Here is a 24,307-nt window from a genome sequence, read left to right as displayed (position 1 = left end):
ACCGATGCGACAGTTCACCGCCGTCGTCAACCCGACCGCGGGTGACTCGACCGGGGCGGCGTCACTGCTCCAGGTGGCCCGCCTGCTCCGCGAGGCCGGAGCCGAGCTGGAGACGGAGTACAGCCACAGCCTCGCCCACGCCCAGGACATCGCCCGGCAGGCCGGAGCACGCGGCCGGGTGGTCCTGGCGGTCGGCGGCGACGGCATGGCCGGCGGCATCGGCGGCGCGCTCAGTGGCACCGGCACCGTCCTGGGCCTCGTACCCGCCGGGCGGGGCAACGACTTCGCGCGCGCCCTCGGCCTGCCCCGGGACCCCGCCGCACTCACCGACATCCTGCTGAACGCGGAGCCCGGACGGGTCGACACCATCGAGGTCGAATCGGCCGCCCACCCGCGCACCGTGGTCCTCGGCAGCGTCTACGCCGGAGTCGACGCGCTCGCCAACCGGCACGCGAACCAAAGCCGGCTGCTGCGCGGCGCCGCCTCGTACTACGCGGGCGGGCTGCGGGCCGTCACCACCTGGCGGCCCGCCGACTACCGCGTCACCGTCGACGGCGAGGAGCACCACCACCGCGGCTACACCGTCGTGGCCGCCAACTCCCCCTACTACGGCTTCGGCCGCCTCATCGCCCCCGGAGCGCGGGTCGACGACGGACTGCTCGACGTCGTACTGATCCGCGAGGCACCGCGCCTGCTGTTCTTCACGCTGATGAACGAACTGAAGACCGGCGCCCATGTCAAGCGCCCCGAGGTACGGATCCTGCGCGGACGCGAACTGCGCATCGAGGCCTCCCGGCCCGTTCCCTACGGCGCCGACGGCGAGGTGGAGGCCACCCTGCCGGTGACGCTCCGGGTGCGCCCCGCCGACCTGCCCGTGCTGTACCGGCGGGGCACCGCCGGCGACTGACGGGCCCCCGGCCACCACGCGGCCGCTGGGAGTCCCGGCGTCAGCCGGTGTCCGGCGGCCGGAAACAGGCGTGCACCACCTTGCCGTCCGGGCAGGGGCGGGTGTGCCAGGTGTCGGCCAGTGCGTCGACGAGCAGCATGCCCCGCCCGCCCGGACGCTCGGTGTCGGCGGGCCGGGGGACCGGCAGTTGCCGGGAACGGTCGTGGACGGCCACGTGCAGACAGGTGCTGTCCCAGGTCAGCACCAGGTCGGCCGCGCTGTGCGCGTGCAGGTGGGCGTTGGTGACCAGCTCCGAGATGGTCAGCAGCACGTCGTCCACGGTCTCCGGCGCGGACTCGGTCCAGCCCAGTGACCGAAGATGCTCGCGCGCCCAGTCACGCGCGGTCTTGACGCTCGAGTTCAGCGGCAGTGAGCGCGCCCAGCCCACCGCCCGCAGTGATGATTCGCTCAAGGTGTGCCTTCCTGCAGTGGCCGTGCCACGCGGATACCCGCTCGGTGGGTATCGACGCGACCAGTACCCCACCGGGCACACCGGACATCGGGCCGAACGCCTCGATGCCCTCGGGAAGGACCGCGCGCCCCCCGCGCTCAGGTCCGGGTCTCGGCCTCCCACCGGTCCGGGCCCATGCCGCGCCAGTCGATCAGCGGCGAGTCCGCCACTTCCTCCGGCTCGATCTCCAGACCCGCCCGGCGCAGGAACTCGACCAGGTCGCGCACGCTGTGCGCGAGGCCGAGGATCTCGCCGCCGACCCGCACCCGACGTCCGCCGGTCGGGGACGGCAACTGCACGATCACTGGGCGCTTGCCGGGCATGGCTCCAGCATCGGCCGGTTCGGCCGACCCCGCACCCGGGACGAGGACACGTGTCGGGCGGGGCCGGAAGGGCACTCGGTGAGCACGGTAAAACGGACATATACACCAGGAGGCGCACGTGGCGGTTCGGCATCGTCTGATCAAGGCCAGTCCGGACAGGGTGTGGGAGGTCCTCGCCGACGGCAGCCGGTACGCGCAGTGGGTGGTGGGAACCGCCGCGTCCCGGCCGAAGGACGGCGAGTGGCCGCAGGAGTCGGCGTCGATCAGCTACCAGGTCCGGCTGGGCCCCTTCGAGGTCGGCAACGAGACGGTCGTACGGCGCTGCGTGGAGGGGTCCGTCCTGGAACTCGAGGCCAAGGCGGGACCGCTCGGCACCGCCCGCATCTGCATCGAGCTGCGCAGATGGGGGGAGTACTGCCTGGTCATCGTCGACGAGCACCCGCTCCAGGGCGCTGGCGGGACCCTGCACAACCTCGGTTTCGAGGCACTGATCCAGCTCCGCCACCGGGCCATGCTCGCGCGCCTGGCGAAGACCTGCGAGGACGACGGCACCGCCGGGGTGCGGGACCGGCACTCGCGGCCGGGCGGGCGGTACGCCCCGGGCGGGAGCGGAGCCGGTCATGCCTGACGCCGTGGTGATCGGAGCGGGCCCCAACGGCCTGGTCGCCGCCAATCTGCTGCTGGACGCCGGGTGGAGCGTGACCGTGCTGGAGGAGCAGCCGGAACCGGGCGGCGCCGTACGGCACGACCGGGGTGTGGACCCCGACTTCGTCAGCGACATGTTCAGTTCTTTCTACCCCCTGGCGGCCGCGTCGCCCGTGCTCTCCGCCCTGCGCCTGGAGGAGCACGGACTGCGCTGGAGCCACGCGCCGAGCGTGCTCGCCCACCCGCTCACCGACGGCAGATGCGCGGTGCTCCACCGGCGAACCGAGGACACGGCGGCATCCCTCGAGTCCTTCGCCGAGGGCGACGGAGCCGCCTGGCACCGGCTGGTCGAGCTGTGGCAGAAGCTGCGCCCCGGTGTGCTGGGCGCCCTGTTCACCCCGTTCCCGCCGGTCAAGTCCATGGCGAAACTGGCCCTCGACCTGCGCGCCTCGGGCGGCCTGCGGGTGGCACGCTCCCTGATCCTGCCGGTACGCCGCATGGGCGAGGAGGAGTTCCGCGGCGAAGGCGGCCGGCTGCTGCTGGCCGGCAACGCGCTGCACGCCGACCTCGCCCCCGAGTCCGCCGGCAGCGGGGGCTTCGGCTGGCTGATGTCCATGCTGGGACAGACCTACGGCTTCCCCGCGCCGGTGGGCGGAGCCGGGGAGCTCACCGGCGCGCTCGTACGTCGTCTGCTCAGCCGTGGCGGAGAGCTGCGCTGCGGGCGGCGCGTCGAGCGGGTCGTCGTGCGCGGCGGCCGGGCGGTGGGAGTGCGCACGGCCGACGGACAGGCGCTGTCCGCCCGGCGCGCCGTGCTCGCCGACGTCGCCGTGCCCGCCCTGTACCAGGAGCTGGTCGGCTCCGCACACCTGCCCGAGCAGGTGCTGGAGGATCTGCGGCGCTTCCAGTGGGACTTCGCCACCTTCAAGGTCGACTGGGCGCTCGACGGTCCGGTGCCGTGGCGGGACGAGCGGGCCGCCGGCGCCGGGACCGTCCACCTGGCCGACGGCATGGACGAACTGACCCGCTTCGCCGCGCAGATCGCCATGCGCCAGGTGCCCGACCGCCCCTTCGCTCTGTTCGGCCAGATGACCACGGCCGACGCCTCCCGTTCCCCCGAAGGCACCGAGGCGGCATGGGCCTACACGCACATCCCGCACGACATCCGCGGGGACGCCGGCGACGAGGGCATCACCGGGAAGTGGGGTCCCGACGACCAGGAGCGCATGGCGGATCGGGTCGAGCGCCAGGTCGAACGCTTCGCGCCCGGCTTCCGGTCCCGCATCCGCGCCCGGCGCATCCTGGCCCCGCCCGCACTCGGGGCCCTCGACGCCAACCTCTTCGGCGGTGCCATCAACGGCGGCACGACCGCCATGCACCAGCAGCTCGTCTTCCGTCCGCTGCCCGGCACCGGACGGCCGGAGACCCCTGTGCCGGGTCTCTACCTGGCCTCCGCCGGCGCCCACCCCGGGGGCGGCGTACACGGAGCGTGCGGGGCGAACGCGGCCCGGGCCGTGCTCCGCGGCCACCGGACCAGGGGCCTGGCCGGCGCCCAGCGGATGCTCGCCCGGCGCGACCGGACCGGCCGCCGGCACTGACGGCCGGTCGGCAGCAACGAAACAGCAGGGAGCGGCATGAACGAACACCAGGACGGCCCCGACCGCCGGCACCGGCGCCCGGAGGGTGTCGACGACAAGACGGTCGAGGCCCTCGGATCACTGTCCAAGGCCCTGGAGACGACGGAACGGGCACGCGGAAGCCTCTACGACTTCCACCAGCTCACCGGTGGCGCCGACCTCGAACTGGACCGTGCGGTCAGCCTGTTGCGGGAGGCCGGGCACCCGGAGTGGGCCGACAAGATCGAGACGGAGATCCTGGGCCGCAACGTCATCCCCGGCCACTGGACGTTCCAGATCGTCGAGGCCTACGACCAGTCCTACTACCAGCCGTTCCGGGACCTCGAACGCAGCGCGGTCGACGAACTCGCCCAGGGACGCGACCACATGTACGAGGCGGAGATGAAGGAGGCCCGCCGCACCGCCGGGCACCCCGACCACACGGCCCGCCCCGGAACGGACGGGACATGACGGGCTCGGACAGCAGCCCCCTGCGGGACCGGGTGGTCGTGGTGACCGGCGCGGCACGCGGCCTGGGCGCAGCACTCTCGTACGCGGTCGCCCGCCGCGGCGGTGTGCCGGCGCTGCTGGGCCACGAGCCGGCCCTGCTGGCGGAGGTCGCCGCCCGGCTGCCGGGGCGGGCCCTGGCCCACGAGGTCGACATCACCGACGCCCCCGCGCTGCGGGCCGCCGCCGAGGAGGTGCGCCGCCGTCTCGGGCGCCCGTCCGCCGTGATCGCGAACGCCGGTGTCGCCGAGGGCGGCCCGTTCGTCTCCTCGGACCCGGCCGAGTGGCGCCGTGTGATCGAAGTGAACCTCGTCGGCAGCGCCCAGACGGCCCGGGCCTTCCTGCCGGACCTCGTGGCCACGGCCGGCTACCACCTGCAGATCGCCTCCCTGGCGTCGATGGGTGCCGCGCCCATGATGAGCGCCTACTGCGCCTCCAAGGCAGGGGTGGAGGCCTTCACGCATTCGCTGCGGGCCGAGGTGGCCCACCGCGGCGTCGGCGTGGGCATCGCCTACCTCAACTGGATGGACACGGAGATGATCCGCGACGCCGACCGGTACGCCGTGCTGCGGGAACTGCGGGGCCACATGCCGCCGCCCGCCCGCCGGAAGTACAGCGCCGACGACGTCGCCGAACGGGTCGTCCGCGGCCTGGAACGCCGCCGGACGGCGATCTACGCACCGGCCTGGCTGAGGCTCGTCCAGCCGGTGCGGGCCGCCCTGCCCCCGGTGGTCCTGCGGCTGTCCCGCCGTGAACTGCCCCGTCTGGAGGCGCGGGAACCCCTTGTGCACACCGGGCTGCTCGGCGCCGGCGGCGACGCCGACCGCGCCGCGGCCGGGACCGGCGGACGCGACGACCGGTGATCACGACAAGGGGCGGGACGGGAAGGTCTCATGTACCTCCCGACGGGTGCCGGGTTCTTCGGCGCCACCGCCCTCGGCGGCAGGGCCGTCAGCCGGCAGGGCCGTCAGCCGGCAGGGCCGTCAGCCGGCTGGGCCGGTGGGCCCCGGCAGTCGGTTCCTTCCTGGTCGCCCTCCGCTACGCCGGACTCGCCCTGCTGGTACGGCAGATCGGCGCGGGCGGCGAGGTCGCCCTGCTCGCCCTGCCGCTGCTGTGGCCGGCGGTCGGTATGGGCCTGACCATCGCGGCCCTCTCGCGACCGTGGGAACGGCCCTGACCGGCGGCATCTTCTTCGGCCTGGTCTCGGACCACACCGGCCCGGCCACGGCCGCCCACGCGTTCAGCGTCTCCTTGACGGTCCTCGTGGCGTTCGACCTGCTGGTCGTCGCTCTGGTGGGCTTCATGGGACGGGCGGAGAAGGAGGACGTGGCGTGGCCGGGGCCCTGCCGCCGCGTCCGCCGCTCCGGTGCGGGTACACGGGATCGCGGGGGCTGCGCGGGACGGGGGGACGAGAGGACCGACGGCCACGACAGGGGGGATGACCACGCCACGGGGGGTGCGACGGAAGGACCGATGACCATGGCGAGGAACAAGCGCGAGGGTTCCGGCAAGGATCTCTCCAAGGGCGACACCGTGGCCTGGAAGAGCCACGGAAGCACCGTCGAGGGCGAGGTCGAGCGGAAGCTCACCAAGCGCACCGAGGCCGCCGGACGCACGGTGGACGCCTCGTCCGGCGAGCCGCAGTACGAGGTCCGCAGCGCCAAGTCCGGCAAGCGGGCGGTGCACAAGCCTTCCGCGCTGCGCAAGAAGTGACCGCGGGCCACCGCGGGAGGCGAGGACGGCCGTCATGCAGACATTCCTGCCCGACCCCGACTTCCACCGCTCCGCCCTGCTCCTGGACCGCCGGCGCCTCGGCAAACAGCGCGTGGAGGCGCTGCAGGTCCTGCGCGGCCTGACCGTCCCGGGATACGGATGGCGCCGGCACCCCGCCGTGCGCATGTGGACCGGATACGAGGAGGCCCTGGTGCGCTACGGCCTGGAGATCTGCCGGGTCTGGCGCGACCAGGGCCATCAGGACAGCTGCGCCGCCTCGCTGGTCGCCGGCCTCGCCGCAGAGCGACCCGGTGCCCCCGTACGCGACCAGCCGGCTCTCGCGGCCGCCGGCGAACTGCCGCCCTGGCTCGGCGACGAGGACTTCCACCGCAGCCACCGCTCGGCGCTCGTCCGCAAGGACCCCCACGCCTATGGCCCCACCTTTCCCGGCGTACCCGACGACCTGCCGTATGTGTGGCCGCGGTCCGACCGGGAACGAGACGGGGTGTCCGCCGGCGAGTGACGCGGGCGGCCTACGGGAGACGGGAGAAGCCGTGCTGCCGGACCTGCGCGCCCAGTTCGGCGCGATGCTCTTCCGCCGGGTGGCGGGCCCCGACGGACGGGAGATCCGCGCCCGGATCCATGGCACCCCCGGCCCCCGCTGGTTCGGGCCCGACCGGCCCATCCGGACCGTGCACGGCGACGCCTCGATGTTCATCGGCGGGGTGAGCGCCCTCCTGCTCCAGTCCCTGCACCCACTCGCCATGGCGGCCGTCGACGCCCACTCCGGCTACCGCGGCGACCCCTGGGGGCGGCTGCAGCGGACCAGTGCCTTCCTCGCCGTCACCACCTACGGCACGGCGGCCGACGCGCAGGCGGCCGTCGACCAGGTCCGCGGCATCCACGAGAACGTACGCGGGCACACCCGGCAGGGTGAGCCGTACCACGCCGCCGACCCCCACCTCCTCGGCTGGGTGCACACCGCCGAGACGGAGTGCTTCCTGCGCGCCCACGAACGCTACGGCGCCCACCGTCTCGACCCGGCCGGCTACGACGGCTACGCCGCCGACACCGCGACGGTCGCCGAGGCCCTCGGGGTGACCGACCCGCCACGCGACCGCCACGCCCTGTCCGAGCGGCTGGAGCGCTACCGGCCCGAACTCAGGGCCACCCCCGAGACCCGCGCCGTGGCGCGCTTCCTGCTCCTCGAACCGCCCGTGCCGCTCGCGGCCCGCCCCCTGTACGGCGCCCTGGCGGCGAACGCCGTGAACCTCCTGCCGGACTGGGCCCGGGGTCTGCTGCGGCTGCCTCGGGTCCCGCTGGTCGAGGACCTCACGGTGCGCCCGGCCGGTCACCTGCTGACCCGCACGATCCGCTGGGCCATGGCGCCGCCCCCGCCGTCGCCCTGACGGTGCGCGAATGCCTGGGGGCGGCTTGCTTCCAGGCGGTGGATGCGGGACGGTTGCCAAACGACAACATCCCCTCACGCAGGAAGGTGGTGGGGTGCGCGGCGTGCGTGCCCCCGCTTGTGTGCGCTTCCCCCAGCTTTTTTGCCGACCCGCGGGACGCCGGCGTCAACGTCGGCGAGACCTGGGGTGATGCCCCCTATCCGGTCCTCGTCATCGACCGGAACGGCGGCCTCCTGGGCTCGAACGCCGCCGCCCGCCGGCTCCTGCCGTACGGGAACGGCGACGGCGCGCGGGAGCATCTCGTGCCGTCCTGGCTGTCCGCGGCCCACCGGCGCCTCACCGAGGGACCGGCCGGCGCCTTCGCCGGCCCCCTGACCGGAGAGATCGACGAACGCCGTTACGAGGCGCATGCCACCCCGTCGGAGGACGGGGCCGTGGTCTGGTGGCTCATCGACGACACCGACCGGCGGGTGGCCGAGACCGCCCTGCACAGCTCGCAGGAACGGGTGGCCATCCTGTCGGCCGTGTCCAGCAGACTGCTGTCCACCCTCAACGTGCCGCGCTGCGCGGAGGCGACCGTGGGCATGGCCGCGGAGCACCTCGCCGAGGCCGCCGTGCTCGTGCTGCCCCCGCAGGGGCGCCGGCACACCCTGACCTACGCCCACCGGGGCCACCCCGCCCAGCGGACCGTGCGGAAGATCGACCCGCGCGCCGTGCACGGCCTGGCGGAGGCCCTGCAGGGATTCCCCCCGGTCCCGGCCCGGTGGATCGACCCGGACGGCCTCCCCGAGTGGGTGGTCCCGGAAGGCTTCGCCGGGCCCGTGGGCTCGGTGATCGTCACCCCGCTGCCGGGGCACGGCGTCCCGGCCGGGGCCCTCATCCTGCTCCGCTCCTGCAGCGAGCGGGCCTTCAGCGAGGGCGAGGAGGTCTTCGCGCGGCTGTTCGCCGCCCGGGCCGGAGCCGCCCTCTCCGCGGCCCGCCTCTACACCGAGCAGACCGCCATCACGGCCACGCTGATGCGCGAACTCCTGCCGCCCGCCCTGCACACGGTGGACGGGGTCGAGTACGCCGGGGAGTACCGCCCCGCCGGGGACGAGGAGCGGGTGGGCGGTGACTTCTACGACTTCCACCCCGGTGCCGAGACTTCGCAGGAGACCCTCGTCGTACTCGGAGACGTCGCGGGCAAGGGCCTGGACGCGGCCGTGCTGACCGGCAAGATCCGCAACACCCTGCACGCCCTGCTGCCCCTGGCCGGAAACCACGACGAGGTGCTGAAACTGCTGAACGGCGCCCTGCTGACCACCCAGCACACCCGGTTCGCCACCCTGGTGCTGGCCTCCGTGCGCCGTCGCGAGGACCGGGTGCACGTACGGCTGACCAGCGCCGGACACCTGCCGCCGCTGATCGTGCGGCGCAACGGCAGCGTGGAGGAGGTGCCCACCCGGGGCACCCTGGTCGGCGCGCTGCCGGAGATCAGCACGGTCGGCGCCGAGGCGGTGCTCGGCCCCGGAGAGACCTGCCTGCTGTACACGGACGGCATCACCGAGGCACGCGGCGGGCCGCTCGGCGACGAGATGTTCGGCGAACGGCGGCTCCGGAGGACCCTGGCCGAGTGCGCCGGGCTGCCGGCCGAGGCCGTCGTGGAGCGGGTGCAGATGCTCGCCGCCCAGTGGATCGGCACGGGCCGCCACGACGACATGGCGACCGTCGCCGTCAGTGCCCCCGCCAAGGGCGCCCCGGCGATGGTCTCGCCGGGCACTTCCGGCCACGGCGCGGGCGAGCGCGGCGGGAGGCACAGGTGAGCCGTCCCCTACAGGTGAGCCGGATCGAGGACCGGCTCTGGCGGGCCGTCGTGGACGGCGACGAGTACAGCGCGGTCGGCATCGTGCACGGCGCGCTCGCCGAGGGCGTCGACGAGGAGACCCTGCTGCTGGACGTCATCGCCCGGGTCCAGGAGAAGATCGGCACCGAATGGGCCGCCAACCGCATCAGCGTGGCCCAGGAACACGCCGCCACCGCCGTCAACGAGCGGGTGGTCGCCGCCCTCGCCCATCGCCAGGACGCCGGCCCGTACCGGCGTGAGTACCGCGGACGTGTCACGGTCGGCTGTGTGGACGGGGAGTGGCACGCCTTCCCCGCCCGGCTGGTGGCGGAGATACTGCGCCTGCGCGGCTGGCAGGTCGACTACCTCGGCGCGCAGACACCCACCCCCCACCTCGTCGCCCACCTGCACCACACCAACCCGCGGGCGGTGCTGCTGTCCGGGTCCACCCCCACCCACCTGCCCACCGCGCACGCGGCCATCACGGCCTGCCAGGCCCTCGGCGTCCCGGTGCTGGCCGGGGGCCGCGCGTTCGGCCCGCAGGGCCGCTACGCGTTCGCGCTCGGAGCGGACCGGTGGGCGGCCGACGCCCGCGGCGCCGCGGCGGCACTGGAGGCCGAGCTGCCGCACCCGGACCCCGCCTCCGCCCGGCAGGTCGTGGACGACCTGCCGCACCTGGCCGACCAGGAGTACACGATGGTCGTCCAGTCCCGCGGCACACTCGTCAAACAGACGCTGCAGGATCTGGAGGACCGTTTCCCCGCGCTGCGTCGGTACAGTGACGAGCAGCGGGAGCGGACCGCCGAGGACGTCGCGCACATCGTCGACTTCCTGGGCACGGCGCTCTACGTCGACGACGCGGAGGTGTTCACCGGCTTCCTCCTGTGGACCGCCGAGATCCTCGATGCCCGAAACGTCCCGGCGGTCTCCCTGCTCAGCGGTCTCGACGCGCTGCCCGACCGGCTGCATGACTTCCCGCGTACCCTGAAAATGCTCCGTGAGGGCGCCACCGCCCTGCTCGAGCGTGCCCACTCGCCCGCTCACGGACCCGGACCCGACCTGCGCGTATGACCCAGCACCATGTCACCGAATTCAGCCTCGCCACGGTCAGCGCGCCGTCCACCCTGACGGTGCGCGTCGCCGGGGAACTCGACTACGACACCAGCGACGAGCTGGTGGAAACCGTCGTCGCCCGCCTCGCCGGCCCGCCGGCCCCCCGCCACGTGCGCCTGGACTTCGCCGCACTCACGTACATCGACTCCATGGGACTGTCCGCGCTGCTGATGATTCACCGGCACACCCGGGCGGCCGGCGCCGTGCTGCACCTGGACAACCGGCCCGAGGTCCTGGAGCGCGTGCTGCGCCACACGAACGTGCTCGGACACCTCACGGCACCCGTAGTGACGGGCGAACCGGGCTCGCCGAAAGAGGGCGGCGTCACCGGGGCGGTGCTCTCGTGACACCGGCCTCGCCTTCCCCCGACCGCGGATGGCAGGATAACGGCATGCGGTGGGGATCCGAGACAACAGTGCAGGTCGCGCGGCATGCGCGCGTCCTGGAGATCAGGGTGCGCGGTGAGATCGACTTCGACGAGTGCGACCTGCTGCGCGCCGCCTGGGCCGAGGCCGACGAGTCCGATCTGCCCACCACCGTGGTGGACCTCTCCGGGGTCACCTTCGGCGACAGCCAGTTGCTCAGTGCCCTCCTCGACGCACAGCGGCGCCACCGCGCGCGGGGCCGCGAGTTCGTCATCCTCGGCCCGCTGCAGGAGGGCCTGGTCCGGCTGCTGACCATCAGCGGCACCCTCGAACACTTCACGATCACCGACTCCCGCGACAGCGCGCTGCGCAGCGACACGTCCTGAACCGCGGTGCACCACCTGGAAAGACGGGAAGGATGCCGGGAACACCGAGGGGGACGGAATGTCCGTGACGCATGAGACCGAGGGCGGCCCGGGGCCGCACACGACGGCGGGCCCACGCGACGGCCTGGACGGTACCGGGCCACTCGAGCCGGCGGACGCGCTCCTCTTCAGCGCGACCTGGGACGAAGGCGCCCTGCGCATCGCCGACGCGCGGGGCGCCGTCCGTACCCTCCTCGCCCGGGCCGCGCACCCTCCCGCCCAGCGTGCCAGCCAGGACGCGCAACTGGTGGTCAGCGAACTCATCACCAACGCCCTGCGCCACGCCCCCGGCCCCTGCGGAATGCTGCTGGAGATCGCCCCCGACCGGCACGAACTGCGCGTCACCGTCTCGGACACCTCCCAGCGACCGCCGGTCGTCCGTCCCGTGGACGCCGAGCGCCTGGGCGGCCGCGGCCTGCACCTCGTGCTGCGGATCTGCGGCCGGCTGCGCGTCACCCGGCACGCCCGGGGCAAACGGGTCACGGCCACGGTGCCGCTGCCCTGAGGCCGGGGACGACGCCGGTTCAGACCTCGCGCCAGCGGGCGCTGCACCAGGAGAAGACACCGAACGCGGCCAGGCCCAGGGCGATGAGGGCGAGCAGCCACGGACCGGCCGGCAGATCGCGGAACGAACGCAGCGTGTCGTCCATGCCCTTGGCCTTGCCGGGCTGGTGCTGCACCGCCGCGACCAGCGCGAAGACCCCGGCGACGGCGAAGACGAGGCCTCGGGCCGTGCCGCCGGCGACCCCGAAGAAGTCGGTGAACCGCTCGGCCTTCCGGGACATCTCCCCGGTCCGCAGGTGCTTGCGGAACTTCTTCATCACGGCCCGGACGGCGATCCACAGTCCGGCGACCACCACGGCGGCCCCGACGAGACCGACGATCCACTGTCCGCCCGGCCACTTCAGCACGGCGGCGGTGACGTCGTCGGTGTTCCGGTCGGAGGAGCCGCTTCCGCTGCCCTTGTCCCCGGCCGCGTACGACAAAACCGAGAAGGACAGGAAGGTGTAGAACACCGCCCGGCCGGCGGCCATGGCCCGCTTGGACGCCTTGCCCCCGTCCGTGCCGGCCCCGCCGAACACCGCCTCCGACAGTCGCCACAGCGCCATGCCGGCGAGGGCGACGCCGACGATCCACAGCATCGCCGAGCCGAACGGTTTGGACGCGAGTTCACCCAGCGCACCACCGCGGTCGGCCTGCTTGCCGCCGCTGTCGCCGCCGAACGCGATCTGCAGGGCTATCACGCCCACCAGCACGTAGATCAGTCCCCGGGCGGCGAATCCCGAGCGGGCCGCCGCGGCCATCGCCGTGCTGTCGGCCGCGCGGCGGGCGCGGCCCCGTCCACGCAGGGCCCATGACTGTGCATTCATACTGCGCCGATGCCCCCGGACTCGGCTTCGACACCTGTCTGGCCGCGGCTGCCTGTCCCACCGCGTCCGCTGGGACAGGACGAACCCCCCTGTCCCGCCGGAACGAAACCCATCACAGGAACCTGCGGATCGGGGCGACCGACAGTTCACGGGCCCGCTGGAGCAGAGGCCGGCGCCGCCAGCGCACGGGGTCGATCGGCTCGCTGTGCTTGAGGTCCTCGTCGAAATCACGGTCCAGGCCGGCCGTGAACTCCTCGTCGAGAACGGCGAGCATGACTTCCTCGTCGTGCTCCATGGAGCGCCGGTTGAAGTTCGTGGAGCCGATCAGCGAGGCGATCGAGTCCACCGTGATGATCTTGGTGTGCAGCATCGTCGGCTGGTACTCGCGGATCTCGACGCCCTCGTCCAGCAGCCGCTGGTAGTGGTGCTGCCCGGCCAGGCGGCAGGCTCGCTGGTCGGTGTGCTGCCCGGGCAGCATGATCTGCACCTGCACGCCGCGCCGGGCGGTGGCGGCCAGCAGGTCGACGAAGTAGTCGTCGGGCGCGAAGTACGCCGTGGAGAGCCGGAAGCGCTCCTGTGCCGACGTCAGGACGGCCCGTATGAGCGTCTGCATGTCCTGCCAGCCGAAGCTGGCCGAGCCCCGGACCACCTGCACGACCGCGCGGCCCGGCTGCTCGTGCTCGATGAAACGGTCCCGCTCGTCGTAGAGCGTGTCGTGGCACTCGGCCCAGTTCTGCGCGAAGGCGGCGGCTATGCCGTCCACGGCCGGTCCGCGCACCTCCACATGGGTGTCCCGCCACTCTCCGGGCCCACGGGCGTCCCCGCACCACTCCTCCGCGATGCCGACGCCTCCGGTGAAGGCGAGGCTCTCGTCGACGACGAGCGCCTTGCGGTGACAGCGGTGGTTCTGCTTCAGCGGGGACAGCCGCACCGGCTTGCGGAACCAGGCGACCTGAACCCCGGCCTCGTCCATGGCGTCCAGGAGGCTCGGCTCGATCTCCTTCGCCCCGAAACCGTCCAGGAGCAGGCGGACCCGCAGCCCCGCCCTGGCCCGCTCCGCCAGCGCGTCGGCGAACTCGTGGGCGATCTCGCCACGCCAGTAGACGAAGGTCATCATGTCGATGGTGTGCCGTGCCGAACGGATCGCCTCGAGCATGGCGGGGAAGATCGCGTCGCCGTTGCGCAGCCGCGTGACCCGGTTGCCCTCCGTCGCGGCGATGCCCAGCAGACGCTCCAGCCGTCTTCGCAGCCGCTGCTTGCGGGCCTCCGTGTCCTCCGCCGTGGTGACACCCGTGTCCGGGTGCCCGTCCTCCTGCGCCGACCGCCGCAACACGCCCTGCCTCCCCTGTCGTGGCCCGCCCCTCGTCATGGCTTCGGGGGCGAGCGCCGGATCCGCCGGGCGTACGTATTACCCGCGGGGCGTGTCACATGCCTTCGAGCGGCGTCCGGTCACCGGACACATGCCCGCGGCGGTCTCACCCCGCCGTGTTGTCGACGCGCAGCCGTACCTGTTCCTCCAGGCGCCGCAGGCTGTGGTCGAGGGCGTCGCGCACCTGCCGCTCGCCCGGGTCGTGGCTCTCGTCGAAGAAGGACAGGTGCACGGTCACCTCGCTGGCACCGCTGCCGATGCCGGCGACCTGGAGCCAGCCCGCCTAACCGCCCTGCCCGCGGGTGCCCCACTCGATGCGCATCTGGTCGTGCTCGGCGCGCATGAGGGCCGCCGTGTCCTGGCCGGTGCCGTCCTCGTGGACCGTGACGGCCGGTGGATCCTCGGCGCGCACGTGCAGCTCCCGCGGCAGCCAGGCGTCGAGCTGACGGACGTTGGCCGCCTGGTCGAAGACGTGCTCGGGCTGTGCGGGCATCGTGCGCGAACGCTCGTACTCGGACATCGGGACACCGCCCCTCCGGTCGGAACACGTACCCCCGACGCGTGCCCCTTCTGCGTCGAGCGAAAAGCCCCGGTTCGTCCCGGTGCCGGACACCCCCGGCGGTCCGTCTTGCCGATCTCTCACCTGTGAATCGCCCCAGGATCTGTGCTGTTCGCGGCTTGGGTTTGTTACATTTCGCAGCCGAAGCCCAGGTGGAGCCCGGCCGTGCACCCGAACGGTCCGGCCTGCCGGGCCCGACCGTTCAGGGGAGTGGAAGATGAGCGACCCGTGGGACGGCCCGGGCGGGCAGGCCACGCGCAGCGGCACCGCCCGGGTGCCCGCACAGCGCACCGACGAGTCCGGCGCGCCGCACCCCTCGGGCGGCCGGAGTGCCGCCCGGCAGGCGGCGCGGGAAGCCGCTCACCCCCGCCGCGGCGCGCGGGCCCGGCCGGTCCGGCGCGGCAGGCGCGCGCTGCGGATCGCCGGGATAGGCCTGTCGCTCGCGGTCCTGGTCACGGCCGGCGCTGGCTGGTGGTTCTACGAGCATCTGAACGGCAACATCCACAGTGTCTCGCTCGACGGCAAGGGCGGCACCGAGAAGGCCGACGCCTTCGGCCGCACCCCGATCAACATCCTGGTGATGGGCTCGGACGGCCGCACCAGCAAGACGGACTGCAAACTCGGCGGCGGCTGCTCGCGCACCGGCGTCCAGGACGGCAGCAACGCGGACGTGCAGATGGTGGTGCACATATCCGCCGACCGTTCCAACGCCACCGTGATGAGCATCCCCCGCGACACCATGACCAAGGTCCCGGCCTGCAAGGACAGTGCGACCGGCCGGTCCACGGCCGGCTACTACGGTCAGATCAACAGCGCGCTGCGGTACGGTCCCGCCTGCCAGGTGGCCACCGTGCACCAGCTCACCGGCATCCCCATCGACCACTTCGTCAAGCTCGACTTCTCCGGCGTGGTCAAGATGTCCGACGCGGTCGGCGGAGTCTCCGTCTGCGTCACCGACGACGTCTACGACACCTACTCGCATCTGAAGCTGTCCGAGGGCAGCCACACCCTCAAGGGCGTCGCGGCCCTGGAGTTCGTCCGCTCCCGGCACGGCTTCGGCGACGGCAGCGACCTCGGACGCACCATCTCCCAGCACATCTTCCTCGGCGCGATGATCCGCAAGTTCAAGAGCGCGGGCACGCTCACCGACCCGAGCGCGGTCTACGATCTCGCGGACGCCGCCACCAAGGCGCTGACCGTGGACGACGGCCTCGGCACCGTGAAGAAGCTGATCGGTCTCGCAACCGACGTGAACAAGGTCCCCACCAGGCGGATGACCTTCACCACCATGCAGACGGGCGCCGACCCCGGCGACAGCAACCGGGTCGTGGTGGGTTCCGGCGCCAAGGCACTCTTCTCCGCCATCGCCGACGACCGCTCACTGACCACCGGCTCGGGAAAGAAGTCCGGGGCGGCTTCGGCGACCGCCAAGGCGAAGGCCACCGCCTCGGCCGTGCCCGCATCCGACATCGCCGTCACGGTCAAGAACGGCACCGGGATCACCGGCCGCGCCTCCGCCGTCGCTGCCGCCCTCACCGGCAAGGGCTTCAGCACCGGTACGACCACGGCCAACGCCCCCAGCCCCGCCGCCACCACCACGCTCACCTACGGCGCCGGCCAGAAGGCCGAGGCCCGGACCGCCGCCAAGGCCCTGGGCCTGCCCGCCTCGCATCTGAAGCAGGGCACCGGCACCGGCCTCACCCTGGTCGTCGGCACCGACTGGCCGAGCGGCACCACCTGGCCCGCCACCTCGTCCTCGGCTTCGGCGGCACCGGGCGACACCGCGGCCGCCGTCTCCAACGCCCACGCCCAGACCGCCGACCAGGCCAAGACCTGCGCCAAGGTCAGCCCCTACAAGACGGTCAGCCTCAACGGCGTACCCATGACACCGGCCCAGGCGTACGCGGCGGCGCGCGGCAAACCGGACTCCGACGACTGAGCCGTCGCCGCGGACCGCCGCGCCCGGGCCGGAGCCGGGGCGCGGAGCCCGCCGTGGCGGCGATAGTGTTGATCGAACCGGTGAGCGAGACGGGTGGTGACGGATGGAGTGGCGGGAGTACGCGGAGGCGATGGCCCGGCTCGCCAGGGACCTGCTGGAGCAGGACTCGGTACAGGCGACGCTGGACGCGATCTCCGCCGCGGCGGTGGAACTCGTCGAGGGCTGTGAGTCCGCGGGCATCCTCGCGGTGCGCAAGGGCAAGGCGGTCACCCTGTCCGCCACCCGCGACCTGGTCCGTGAGTGCGACCGGCTCCAGGGCGAGCTGGGGGAGGGGCCGTGCTTCGACCTGGCCCGGCGCAAGGGCGGCGACCGCGTCTACCGCATCCCCGACATGAAGGCGCCCCAGCCCGACTGGGAGAGTTTCGCGGCGGCGGCCCGCGGACTGGGCGTTCGCAGCATGACGGGAGTGCTGCTGTACACGGACCAGGAGGACTTCGGGGCGCTGAACCTGTACAGCTCCCGTCCCGGGGCCTTCGGCGAGGAGATCGAGACGGCCGGCTGGCTGCTGGCCTCGCACGCCGCCGTGGCGCTGGCCAGCGCGCGCACCATCGACCAGCTCGAGCACGGGCTGCAGAGCCGGCACGCGATCGGGGAGGCCATGGGCATTCTGCGCGAGCGCCACAAGCTGAGCGAGGAGGACGCCTTCAACGTGATGCGGCGCATCTCGCAGGAGCACAACGTCAAGCTGCGTGACATCGCCGAGCGGGTCCGCGACGACCGTTCCGGGCCGGCCTGACCGGTCGCTCGCGGGCCGCCGTCCGGCCCGGTGGCGATCCGGTCCGTCTCGGTGGCGGTGCGTTGGGCGGATCAGCACGGGTCCGCTCACGCGGCGCCCGGCCCAGCGGATCCTGGTCCTCCTGCGCCGCGGGGCCGCGCGCGCCGGGCAGCAGGAGCGACACATCGACGTGCTTGCCCTCGTCCTGGGCCGTCACGGAAAGCGTGTGGCTGATCGCCTTGACGATCTCGAGCCCGTGGCCGCCGATCCGCTGCCCGTCGGGGGACCGTACCTCGGGCATCCGGCGGGAGGAGTCCCACACCGAGATCCGCAGGCGGTCGCCGTCGGGTGACACCTCCAGACCGAGCCCACAGGGTCCCGACGTGTGCAGTACGACGTTGGTGATCAGCTCGCTGACCACCAGCTGCGTGTCCTGCACCACGCGGTCGGGGACGGGGATACGGCCGGTGGCCCGGACACGGTCGAGGAAGCGCTCCGCCGCTGCGCGGGCCTGGGCGGCGCTGACGGCACCGCGGTCCCAGGTGGTGCTCCACCGCAGCGAGGCGTCCCCGTTCCGTTCCGGCTCATCCGATGCCCTAAGCGGGATGGCCATGAAAATGCCTCGGTTGTCACTGGGTACGTAGCTGATCTGAATCAGTCGGCTACCCCGAAGCCGGATCAGTAGCCATCTTTCGGCACACCAGTGTCAGACGAGGAGGTCACACGTCCGGGCAGTCCCTAGCGGGCGGTTCCGAAGTCCTGGGTCCAGTAGCTGTTGGGCTGTGCGAGACCGACGCCGATCTCCTTGAACGCGCAGTTGAGGATGTTGGCCCGGTGACCTGGGCTGGACATCCAGCCGGCCATGACCTGTGCCGCCGTGGAGTAGCCGTAGGCGACGTTCTCGCCGTAGGAGCTCCAGGTGTAGCCGGCGCGGGTGATCCGGTCGCCGGGTGAGGAGCCGTCGGATCCGGTGTGCGACATGTTCTGGTGGTCGGCCATGTCCTGGCTGTGCTCCTGAGCGGCCTTGGTGAGGGTCGCGTTCAGGGTCAGGGCGGAGCAGCCGACCTTGCCGCGCTCGGCGTTGACCAGTTCCACGATCTTGGCGGTGACGCCGGAGGCCGTGGCGGTGGGCTTCGGCGTGCTCGGCGCGGTGGTGGCCGCGGGGGCCGTGGCGGTGGGCGTGGGCCGAGGAGTCGTGGCGGTGGGCGTGGGCCGAGGAGCCGTGGTGGCGGGCGTGGGCCGAGGAGCCGTGGTGGCGGGCTTCGCGGCGGGCTGCGGCGTGGTGGCGGTGGGCCGGGGAGCGCTGGGGGACACCCTCACGGTGTGCTTGTGCGCGTGCCGGTGCTTGTGCTTGTGCTTCGGCTTCTGCGGAGTGGCGGCGGGGGTGCTCGGTGCGGTCGCGCTCGGCGTCTGCGACGGCAGCCAGCTGGGCGCGATGCCACCGTCACCGTGCCAGTAGCGCTGGCCGTAGTCGTCGTACCGGCTCTGAGCGGCGGCGGCCTGGACGGCCGCGGGGCTGTCCGCTCCGCCGTCCGGCCACTCGCCGCAGGCCATGGCTATGGACGGCACTCCGACGGCGCTCACGGCCAACGCAGCGATGACCACCCGCCGGTAATGCTGCTTCTTGCGATGCTCTCCCATTGCGTGACCTCACTCGCTGGTCGTTGCGCGCCCCGGTGTCGCCGACGCGCCGCGGACTCCGCTCCCGACCTGCGGGAACGCCTTGCGGATCGTCATTCTTAGGAAGCCTTCACATGGCATGCAAAGAGGCCGTCGTACTACCGTGCCTAGTAGTCGGGGCCGGCCCTTGCCAAGGGCGGCGGGCCGTGCAGGTCCGGCCGGAGCGGGGTGCGCCCACCGCTGCCGCTCCGTCAGAAACCGTCCCGCGTCGCGCGGACGGGATGCGCGGCCGGCCGGACGCAACGCCGTCCGGCCGGGCCTGGTCCACCCCCGCACCAAGACGGACAAATCCCATATGTCGCCAGGGAGGAATCTACTAACCGACCCGCTCATGTCGCGGGTGTGCTGTGACGGATGTCACGGAACCATGGATTCCGGTTGCTGCCCGGGGTGCCTGAAGCCAGGGCGGCGGCCGGTCCGGGCCGGTCAGAGGCGGACGGTCATCGTCACGGTCACGTCGTCGCCCTCCGCCAGACCCAGCGGTGCACGCACGGCCTTCTTCAGCGGCAGCAGATAGCCGCCGTCCTTCGGGAAGAGCGATGTGGAGAAGTCGCTGCCGCCGATCCGGGCGTCGACCGGGATGACGCCCCAGCCGTACGTGGCCGCCGAGGCGATCTGCCGGATGTCGGCGGACTCCTCCTCGGGCACGGCGACGAAGTAGAACGGGGACGGCCCACGCCACTCGATCACCCGGCCGTCGAAGACAAGTTCCATGCGCGCGGCTCCAGTTGACCGATGAGGGCGGATCACGCTCAGCGTACCCGCCGGGGACCTCGCCACCGCCGGTGCCGGCCCGGGCGTCAGGCCGGTTCGCCCCGCCAGGCGCCGTCCCGCCGGGCCCAGCGCACGGCCGGTGCCACGCAGAGCCCGGCGAGGGCGAACGCCGCGCCCAGCACCGCCCAGCCGAAGGTGCCGTGGGCGATCGCGGTGACGGTGACCAGGGCCGGTCCCGCCATCATTCCCGCCGACGCGCCCGTGCCGAACACGCCCTGGTAGACGCCGTGCGCACGGGCGTCGGCGAGTTCGTAGCCGAGGGTCCAGCCGCCCGCCGCCGACAGCACCTCGGCGAACACCTGCACCACCGCCCCCACCGTCAGCGACAGCACCGCCCACACGGGGGAGAGGCCCGCGGACAGGGCGTACACCGCGCAGGCCGCTGCCAGCAGCAGCCCCGACCAGCCCATCGCCCGTACCGCCGTGGGAACTTGCGAGGCACGCCGGGCGACCCGCACCTGAAGCAGGGCCACCAGGACACAGTTGACGATCATCAGCAGGGCCGCGGTCCAGCGCGGAGCCGTGGTGCGCTGCACGATCCACAGCGGCAGCCCCACCTCGGCAAGCGTGTACTGCACCACCAGAACCGCGTTGAGCACCGTCACCGTCAGGAAGGGCAGGTCGCGCACCGCCCGCCAGCGCTCGCCCGCCGGAGCGCCGGCCGCCAGGGCCGCACGTTCACGGGCGTGCGACGCCGGCGGCAGCCGGGGCAGCAGCAGCGCGGGGCCCGCGAAGGACAGCGCGTTCAACGCGATCACCGTCAGATAGGCGCCCCGCGTGTCCACCTGCAGAGCGACCGCGCCCAGGGCACCGCCAACGCCCATACCGACGTTCGTCACCATCCGCAGGTACGCCCGCGCCTCCACCCGCGTCGCCGGCGGCAGCACCTCCGCGTACAGCGCGCCCTGCACCCCGCGGCTCGCCATCTGCAGTCCCGTCGCGCAGATCACCGCGACGAGGAACGCGGCGTAGGAACCCACGAGGACGTACGAGGCCGTGGCGATCCCCGTGCCGCCCCACAGCAGAGAGCCGACCCGCCGGGCGCCCCACCGGTCCGCCGCCCGTCCGGCGGGCACCCCCGCGGCCACACCCACCAGCCCCGCGACCGTCATCCCGAGTCCGACGGCGGTCGCCTCCAGGCCGACGATACGCGTGAAGTACAGGACGCCCAGAGGGAAGTACAGCCCGTTGCCCAGGGAGTTGACGGCGGTCAGCACGGTGGCGAGGCGCAGCACCGGGTCGGCCGGCAGCAGCCCGCCCGCCCGGGTCGCCCGCCCCGCCCGCGAACCGCCGTCCTCGCGGGCGGCCTTCGGAAGTGGTGTGGTGGTCATGCCCGACAGCCAACCCCCTCCGCGTCCCGGTCCGACAATGATTTAGCGTGACGCTCAATGATCGAGTTCCGCTTCGCCGTCGGCGACCTGGCCACCACCTCCTTCGCCTACTCCCCGCTGCAGGAGGCGGTGTTCTCGCTGCGCTGTCTGCACGACCCCGCGCGGTACCCGCACCACCGGCCGTGGCTGCGCCGTATCCGCCCGCGCCTGGAGCACCTGGACCACGAACTGCTCACCGTCCTGGTCACCCCCTGGCTGTGGGTCCCCGACTTCCTCACCCCGCGCCCGGCGCGGGCCCGGCCGGCCTTCGCACACGAACTCGACGAGGTGCGCCGTACCCCACCGGACGTCGTCGCCGCCGACTTCCGGGCCACCTACCGCGCCGCGGACACCCTTCCCCCGCTCGTCGCACGGGGCCTGGCCGACCCGGCCGCCTTTCTCGTCCGGCTCACCGACGCCCTCGACGCGTACTGGCGCACCTGCCTCGCCGACGCGTGGTGGCCGCGCGTGCAGAGCATCATGGAGGCCGATCTCGCCCACCGGGCGCGGGTGCTGGCGGAACAGGGCGCGACCGCCCTGTTCACCGGGCTCGACCCACGGCTCGCGTGGACCGGCGGCCGGCTCCGCCTGAACCGCGAGGGCGCCACCGCCGCCTGGCCGTCGGCCGACATCCGCATCGCGGGACGCGGCATGGTGCTGATGCCGACGCTCTTCGCGCGCGGCGCCCAGACGATGATCGACGCGTCCCGCCCGCCGCTCCTCGTCTATCCGGCCCGCGGCCGCGCCACCCTCTCCGAGACACCGCCCCCGGTCACCGACCGTGCCCTGGTCCGGCTCCTCGGCCGGCCCCGCGCCCGGCTGCTGTGCCTGCTCGCCGAACCGGCCTCCACGACCGAACTCGCCCACCGTCTGGATGTCACGCCGGGCGCCGTCAGCCAGCACCTGGCCGTCCTCTACGACGCGGGCCTGCTCAGCCGCACCCGCAGCGGCCGCACCGTGCGCTACCTGCGCACACCCCTGGGCGACGCACTGTGCCGGTAGCGCCCGGCCGCGCCGCCGGGGCGTCCGGTCAGCCGGCGGCGAGCAGCTCGAGCGTGTCGATCACACGGTTCGAGAAGCCCCACTCGTTGTCGTACCAGGCGACCACCTTCACGTGGCGCCCGTCGACCCGGGTGAGGGCCGAGTCGAAGACCGACGAGGCGGGGTTGCCCGTGATGTCGGAGGACACCAGCGGGTCCTCGGAGTACTCCAGGACGCCGGCCAGCGGCCCCTCGGCAGCCGCCCGGTACGCCGCCAGCACGTCGTCGCGCGTCACGTCACGCGCGACGGTCGTGTTCAGCTCGACGATCGAGCCCACCGGAACCGGCACCCGGATCGAGTCGCCCGACAGCCTGCCGTCGAGGTTCGGCAGCACCAGACCGATCGCCTTGGCGGCGCCCGTCGTGGTGGGCACGATGTTGACGGCGGCGGCGCGGGCCCGGCGGGCGTCGCGGTGCGGACCGTCCTGCAGGTTCTGCTCCTGCGTGTAGGCGTGCACCGTCGTCATGAAGCCGTGCTCGATCCCCGCGAGTTCGTCGAGCACCGCGGCCAGCGGGGCGAGCGCGTTGGTCGTGCAGGAGGCGTTCGAGACGATCGTGTGCCGGGCCGGGTCGTAGGCACCGGTGTTCACCCCGAACGCGAGCGTGACGTCCGCGCCGTCCGACGGCGCGCTGACGAGCACCTTGCGCGCTCCCGCGGCCACATGGGCGTGCGCCGCCTTGGCCGACGTGAAACGGCCGGTCGCCTCCAGCACGATGTCGACGCCGAGTTCCCCCCACGGCAGCCGCTCCGGCTCACGCTCGGCCAGCACCCTGATGCGGCGGCCGTCGACGACGAGGGCGTCACCGTCGGCGGTCACCGGGCGGCCGAGCCGGCCTGCCGTGGTGTCGTAGGCGAGCAGCCGCGCCAGTGTGGCGGGCTCCGTGAGGTCGTTGACGGCCACGACCTCCAGGTCGCTGCCGCGCTCCAGCAGGGCGCGCAGCACATTGCGGCCGATGCGGCCGAAACCGTTGATGGCGATACGAGTCATGAGTGGTGTCCCTTCGCTCGCCCACCAGGTTCGCGGGCGGCGGCGGCCGCTGACAGAGGCGGGATCGCCACAGTTCGCAAGGATCGCGCCAGCGTGCGGCGGGCTACTCGCCGCGCGTGAAGGTGCGCCGGTACTCGGTCGGCGTGGTCCCGAGGACCTGCTGGAAGTGCAGCCGCAGATTCGCGCCCGTGCCGAGGCCGACGTCGGCGGCGATCTGCTCGACGCTCAGCTCCGAACGCTCCAGCAGCTCGCGTGCCACGTCGACGCGGGCCCGCATCACCCACTGCATCGGCGTGTACCCGGTCTCCTCGACGAAACGGCGCGAGAAGGTACGCGGAGACACCGCCGCGTGCCGGGCGAGCACATCCAGGGTGAGCGGCCGGCCGAGCCGGTGCAGCGCCCACTCGCGGGTCGCCGCGAACCGCTCGCCGAGCGGCTCGGGCACGCTGCGCGGCACGTACTGCGCCTGGCCTCCGCTGCGATAGGGCGCCGCGACCAGGCGCCGGGCCGCGTGGTTCGCCGGGGCCACCCCGAGATCACGGCGCAGGATGTGCAGGCACAGGTCGATGCCGGAGGCGGCACCGGCAGACGTCAGCACGCTGCCCTCGTCGACGAAGAGCACGTTCTCGTCGACCCGGACGAGCGGGTGCCGCGCCGCCAGCGCCCGGGTGTAGTGCCAGTGCGTCGTGGCACGCCGGCCGTCCAGCAGACCCGTCGCCGCGAGTGCGAAGGCGCCCGTCGAGATCGCGGCCAGCCGCGCGCCCCGGCCGTGGGCGGCGAGCAGCGCGTCGGCGACGGCCCGCGGCGGGTCGTCGCGGTCGGGGAACCGGTACCCGGGGATGAAGACGGTCTCGGCCCACGCGAGCGCTTCCAGACCGTGCGCGACGTGGTACGACAGACCGTCACCACCCGTCACCAGACCGGGTGCGGCGCCACACACCCGCACCTCGTACGGCATGCTCGCCCGGGTCGTGAACACCTGCGCCGGAATGCCGACGTCCAGCGGCTTCGCACCCTCCAGGACGAGCACGGCGACACGGTGCGGATGCGGAGCTGAGGCTGACACGAACAGCAGGTTACGCGGGCCCCGACACAGCGCGGACCGGGTGC

At 73.1% G+C, this 24,307-nt stretch carries 26 protein-coding genes and 1 pseudogene; 16 read left to right on the top strand and 11 right to left on the bottom strand.

Features of this window, described 5'->3' with window-relative positions; translation table 11 throughout:
- Positions 1–4 precede the first annotated feature (4 nt).
- Complete coding sequence (locus ACZ6B1_RS28080) at positions 5–907, top strand: YegS/Rv2252/BmrU family lipid kinase (RefSeq protein WP_468782838.1); 903 nt, start codon at positions 5–7, stop codon at positions 905–907.
- A gap of 40 nt (positions 908–947) precedes the next feature.
- Here ACZ6B1_RS28080 and ACZ6B1_RS28075 read toward each other — a convergent pair whose 3' ends face one another.
- Positions 948–1,358 (bottom strand): ATP-binding protein, encoded by a 411-nt coding sequence (locus ACZ6B1_RS28075; RefSeq protein WP_468782837.1) that lies wholly within the window; start codon positions 1,356–1,358, stop codon positions 948–950.
- 137 nt (positions 1,359–1,495) lie between these two features.
- Positions 1,496–1,720 carry a hypothetical protein gene (locus ACZ6B1_RS28070; protein ID WP_468782835.1) on the bottom strand — a complete coding sequence of 75 codons (225 nt, stop codon included), beginning with the start codon at positions 1,718–1,720 and terminating at the stop codon, positions 1,496–1,498.
- Between the two features lie 118 nt (positions 1,721–1,838).
- On the opposite strand from ACZ6B1_RS28070, the gene ACZ6B1_RS28065 reads away from it, so the two are divergent.
- From ACZ6B1_RS28065 to ACZ6B1_RS28010, 12 genes are all read left to right on the top strand, one after another.
- Positions 1,839–2,348 carry an SRPBCC family protein gene (locus ACZ6B1_RS28065; protein ID WP_468782833.1) on the top strand — a complete coding sequence of 170 codons (510 nt, stop codon included), beginning with the start codon at positions 1,839–1,841 and terminating at the stop codon, positions 2,346–2,348.
- Entirely contained in the window at positions 2,341–3,960 is a 1,620-nt protein-coding gene (locus ACZ6B1_RS28060) for a phytoene desaturase family protein (RefSeq protein ID WP_468782831.1), read from the top strand. Before ACZ6B1_RS28065 ends, ACZ6B1_RS28060 begins: the two co-directional genes overlap by 8 nt.
- 36 nt (positions 3,961–3,996) lie before the next feature.
- A complete protein-coding gene (locus tag ACZ6B1_RS28055; protein ID WP_468782830.1) occupies positions 3,997–4,449 on the top strand; it encodes a hypothetical protein in 453 nt (150 codons plus the stop codon).
- A complete protein-coding gene (locus tag ACZ6B1_RS28050; protein ID WP_468782828.1) occupies positions 4,446–5,348 on the top strand; it encodes an SDR family oxidoreductase in 903 nt (300 codons plus the stop codon). Before ACZ6B1_RS28055 ends, ACZ6B1_RS28050 begins: the two co-directional genes overlap by 4 nt.
- A gap of 616 nt (positions 5,349–5,964) precedes the next feature.
- Positions 5,965–6,198, top strand: coding sequence for a hypervirulence associated TUDOR domain-containing protein (locus ACZ6B1_RS28045; protein ID WP_468783108.1), 234 nt, complete (start codon positions 5,965–5,967; stop codon positions 6,196–6,198).
- Positions 6,199–6,232: 34 nt separating this feature from the next.
- Entirely contained in the window at positions 6,233–6,721 is a 489-nt protein-coding gene (locus ACZ6B1_RS28040; RefSeq protein ID WP_468782826.1) for an MSMEG_6728 family protein, read from the top strand.
- Positions 6,722–6,785: 64 nt separating this feature from the next.
- Entirely contained in the window at positions 6,786–7,607 is an 822-nt protein-coding gene (locus ACZ6B1_RS28035) for an oxygenase MpaB family protein (protein WP_468783107.1), read from the top strand.
- Positions 7,608–7,714: 107 nt separating this feature from the next.
- Positions 7,715–9,409 (top strand): PP2C family protein-serine/threonine phosphatase, encoded by a 1,695-nt coding sequence (locus ACZ6B1_RS28030; protein WP_468782824.1) that lies wholly within the window; start codon positions 7,715–7,717, stop codon positions 9,407–9,409.
- Positions 9,406–10,500 (top strand): cobalamin B12-binding domain-containing protein, encoded by a 1,095-nt coding sequence (locus tag ACZ6B1_RS28025; RefSeq protein ID WP_468782822.1) that lies wholly within the window; start codon positions 9,406–9,408, stop codon positions 10,498–10,500. Before ACZ6B1_RS28030 ends, ACZ6B1_RS28025 begins: the two co-directional genes overlap by 4 nt.
- Positions 10,497–10,889, top strand: coding sequence for an STAS domain-containing protein (locus ACZ6B1_RS28020; RefSeq protein ID WP_468782820.1), 393 nt, complete (start codon positions 10,497–10,499; stop codon positions 10,887–10,889). Before ACZ6B1_RS28025 ends, ACZ6B1_RS28020 begins: the two co-directional genes overlap by 4 nt.
- Before the next feature lie 44 nt (positions 10,890–10,933).
- Positions 10,934–11,293, top strand: a complete 360-nt coding sequence (locus tag ACZ6B1_RS28015; protein WP_468782818.1) for an STAS domain-containing protein — start codon at positions 10,934–10,936, stop codon at positions 11,291–11,293.
- A gap of 58 nt (positions 11,294–11,351) precedes the next feature.
- Entirely contained in the window at positions 11,352–11,837 is a 486-nt protein-coding gene (locus tag ACZ6B1_RS28010) for an ATP-binding protein (RefSeq protein WP_468782816.1), read from the top strand.
- A gap of 19 nt (positions 11,838–11,856) precedes the next feature.
- On the opposite strand, the gene ACZ6B1_RS28005 is transcribed toward ACZ6B1_RS28010, so the two are convergent.
- From ACZ6B1_RS28005 to ACZ6B1_RS27995, 3 genes and pseudogenes are all read right to left on the bottom strand, one after another.
- Positions 11,857–12,702, bottom strand: a complete 846-nt coding sequence (locus ACZ6B1_RS28005; protein WP_468782814.1) for a DUF1206 domain-containing protein — start codon at positions 12,700–12,702, stop codon at positions 11,857–11,859.
- A 112-nt stretch (positions 12,703–12,814) separates the two neighbouring features.
- A complete protein-coding gene (locus tag ACZ6B1_RS28000; RefSeq protein WP_468783106.1) occupies positions 12,815–13,951 on the bottom strand; it encodes a phospholipase D-like domain-containing protein in 1,137 nt (378 codons plus the stop codon).
- Positions 13,952–14,177: 226 nt separating this feature from the next.
- A pseudogene (locus ACZ6B1_RS27995) lies at positions 14,178–14,591 on the bottom strand (SRPBCC family protein).
- Between the two features lie 256 nt (positions 14,592–14,847).
- Here ACZ6B1_RS27995 and ACZ6B1_RS27990 point away from each other — a divergent pair.
- Positions 14,848–16,569, top strand: a complete 1,722-nt coding sequence (locus tag ACZ6B1_RS27990; protein ID WP_468782813.1) for an LCP family protein — start codon at positions 14,848–14,850, stop codon at positions 16,567–16,569.
- Between the two features lie 103 nt (positions 16,570–16,672).
- Positions 16,673–17,365 carry a GAF and ANTAR domain-containing protein gene (locus ACZ6B1_RS27985; protein ID WP_468782811.1) on the top strand — a complete coding sequence of 231 codons (693 nt, stop codon included), beginning with the start codon at positions 16,673–16,675 and terminating at the stop codon, positions 17,363–17,365.
- On the opposite strand, the gene ACZ6B1_RS27980 is transcribed toward ACZ6B1_RS27985, so the two are convergent.
- The 4 genes from ACZ6B1_RS27980 to ACZ6B1_RS27965 all read right to left on the bottom strand — a co-directional run bounded on the left by ACZ6B1_RS27980 (position 17,310) and on the right by ACZ6B1_RS27965 (position 21,129).
- Positions 17,310–17,957, bottom strand: coding sequence for an ATP-binding protein (locus ACZ6B1_RS27980; protein WP_468782809.1), 648 nt, complete (start codon positions 17,955–17,957; stop codon positions 17,310–17,312). The two genes, ACZ6B1_RS27985 and ACZ6B1_RS27980, sit on opposite strands and share 56 nt — an antisense overlap.
- 125 nt (positions 17,958–18,082) lie before the next feature.
- Positions 18,083–18,985 (bottom strand): CAP domain-containing protein, encoded by a 903-nt coding sequence (locus ACZ6B1_RS27975; protein WP_468782807.1) that lies wholly within the window; start codon positions 18,983–18,985, stop codon positions 18,083–18,085.
- 465 nt (positions 18,986–19,450) lie between these two features.
- Entirely contained in the window at positions 19,451–19,738 is a 288-nt protein-coding gene (locus tag ACZ6B1_RS27970) for a DUF1905 domain-containing protein (RefSeq protein WP_468782806.1), read from the bottom strand.
- A gap of 86 nt (positions 19,739–19,824) precedes the next feature.
- On the bottom strand, positions 19,825–21,129 hold the full coding sequence (locus ACZ6B1_RS27965; RefSeq protein WP_468782804.1) for an MFS transporter: 1,305 nt from the start codon (positions 21,127–21,129) through the stop codon (positions 19,825–19,827).
- A gap of 57 nt (positions 21,130–21,186) precedes the next feature.
- Here ACZ6B1_RS27965 and ACZ6B1_RS27960 point away from each other — a divergent pair, with 57 nt between their 5' ends.
- Positions 21,187–22,170 carry an ArsR/SmtB family transcription factor gene (locus tag ACZ6B1_RS27960; RefSeq protein ID WP_468782802.1) on the top strand — a complete coding sequence of 328 codons (984 nt, stop codon included), beginning with the start codon at positions 21,187–21,189 and terminating at the stop codon, positions 22,168–22,170.
- 28 nt (positions 22,171–22,198) lie between these two features.
- On the opposite strand, the gene gap is transcribed toward ACZ6B1_RS27960, so the two are convergent.
- Positions 22,199–23,197 carry a type I glyceraldehyde-3-phosphate dehydrogenase gene (gap, locus tag ACZ6B1_RS27955; RefSeq protein ID WP_468782800.1) on the bottom strand — a complete coding sequence of 333 codons (999 nt, stop codon included), beginning with the start codon at positions 23,195–23,197 and terminating at the stop codon, positions 22,199–22,201.
- A gap of 103 nt (positions 23,198–23,300) precedes the next feature.
- Entirely contained in the window at positions 23,301–24,263 is a 963-nt protein-coding gene (locus tag ACZ6B1_RS27950; protein WP_468782798.1) for a GlxA family transcriptional regulator, read from the bottom strand.
- Positions 24,264–24,307 lie beyond the last annotated feature (44 nt).

This window comes from Streptomyces sp. NPDC041129 (genome assembly GCF_055592265.1).
The sequence above is the reverse complement of the archived record's forward strand: the minus strand, read 5'-3'. Positions and strand labels throughout refer to the sequence as shown.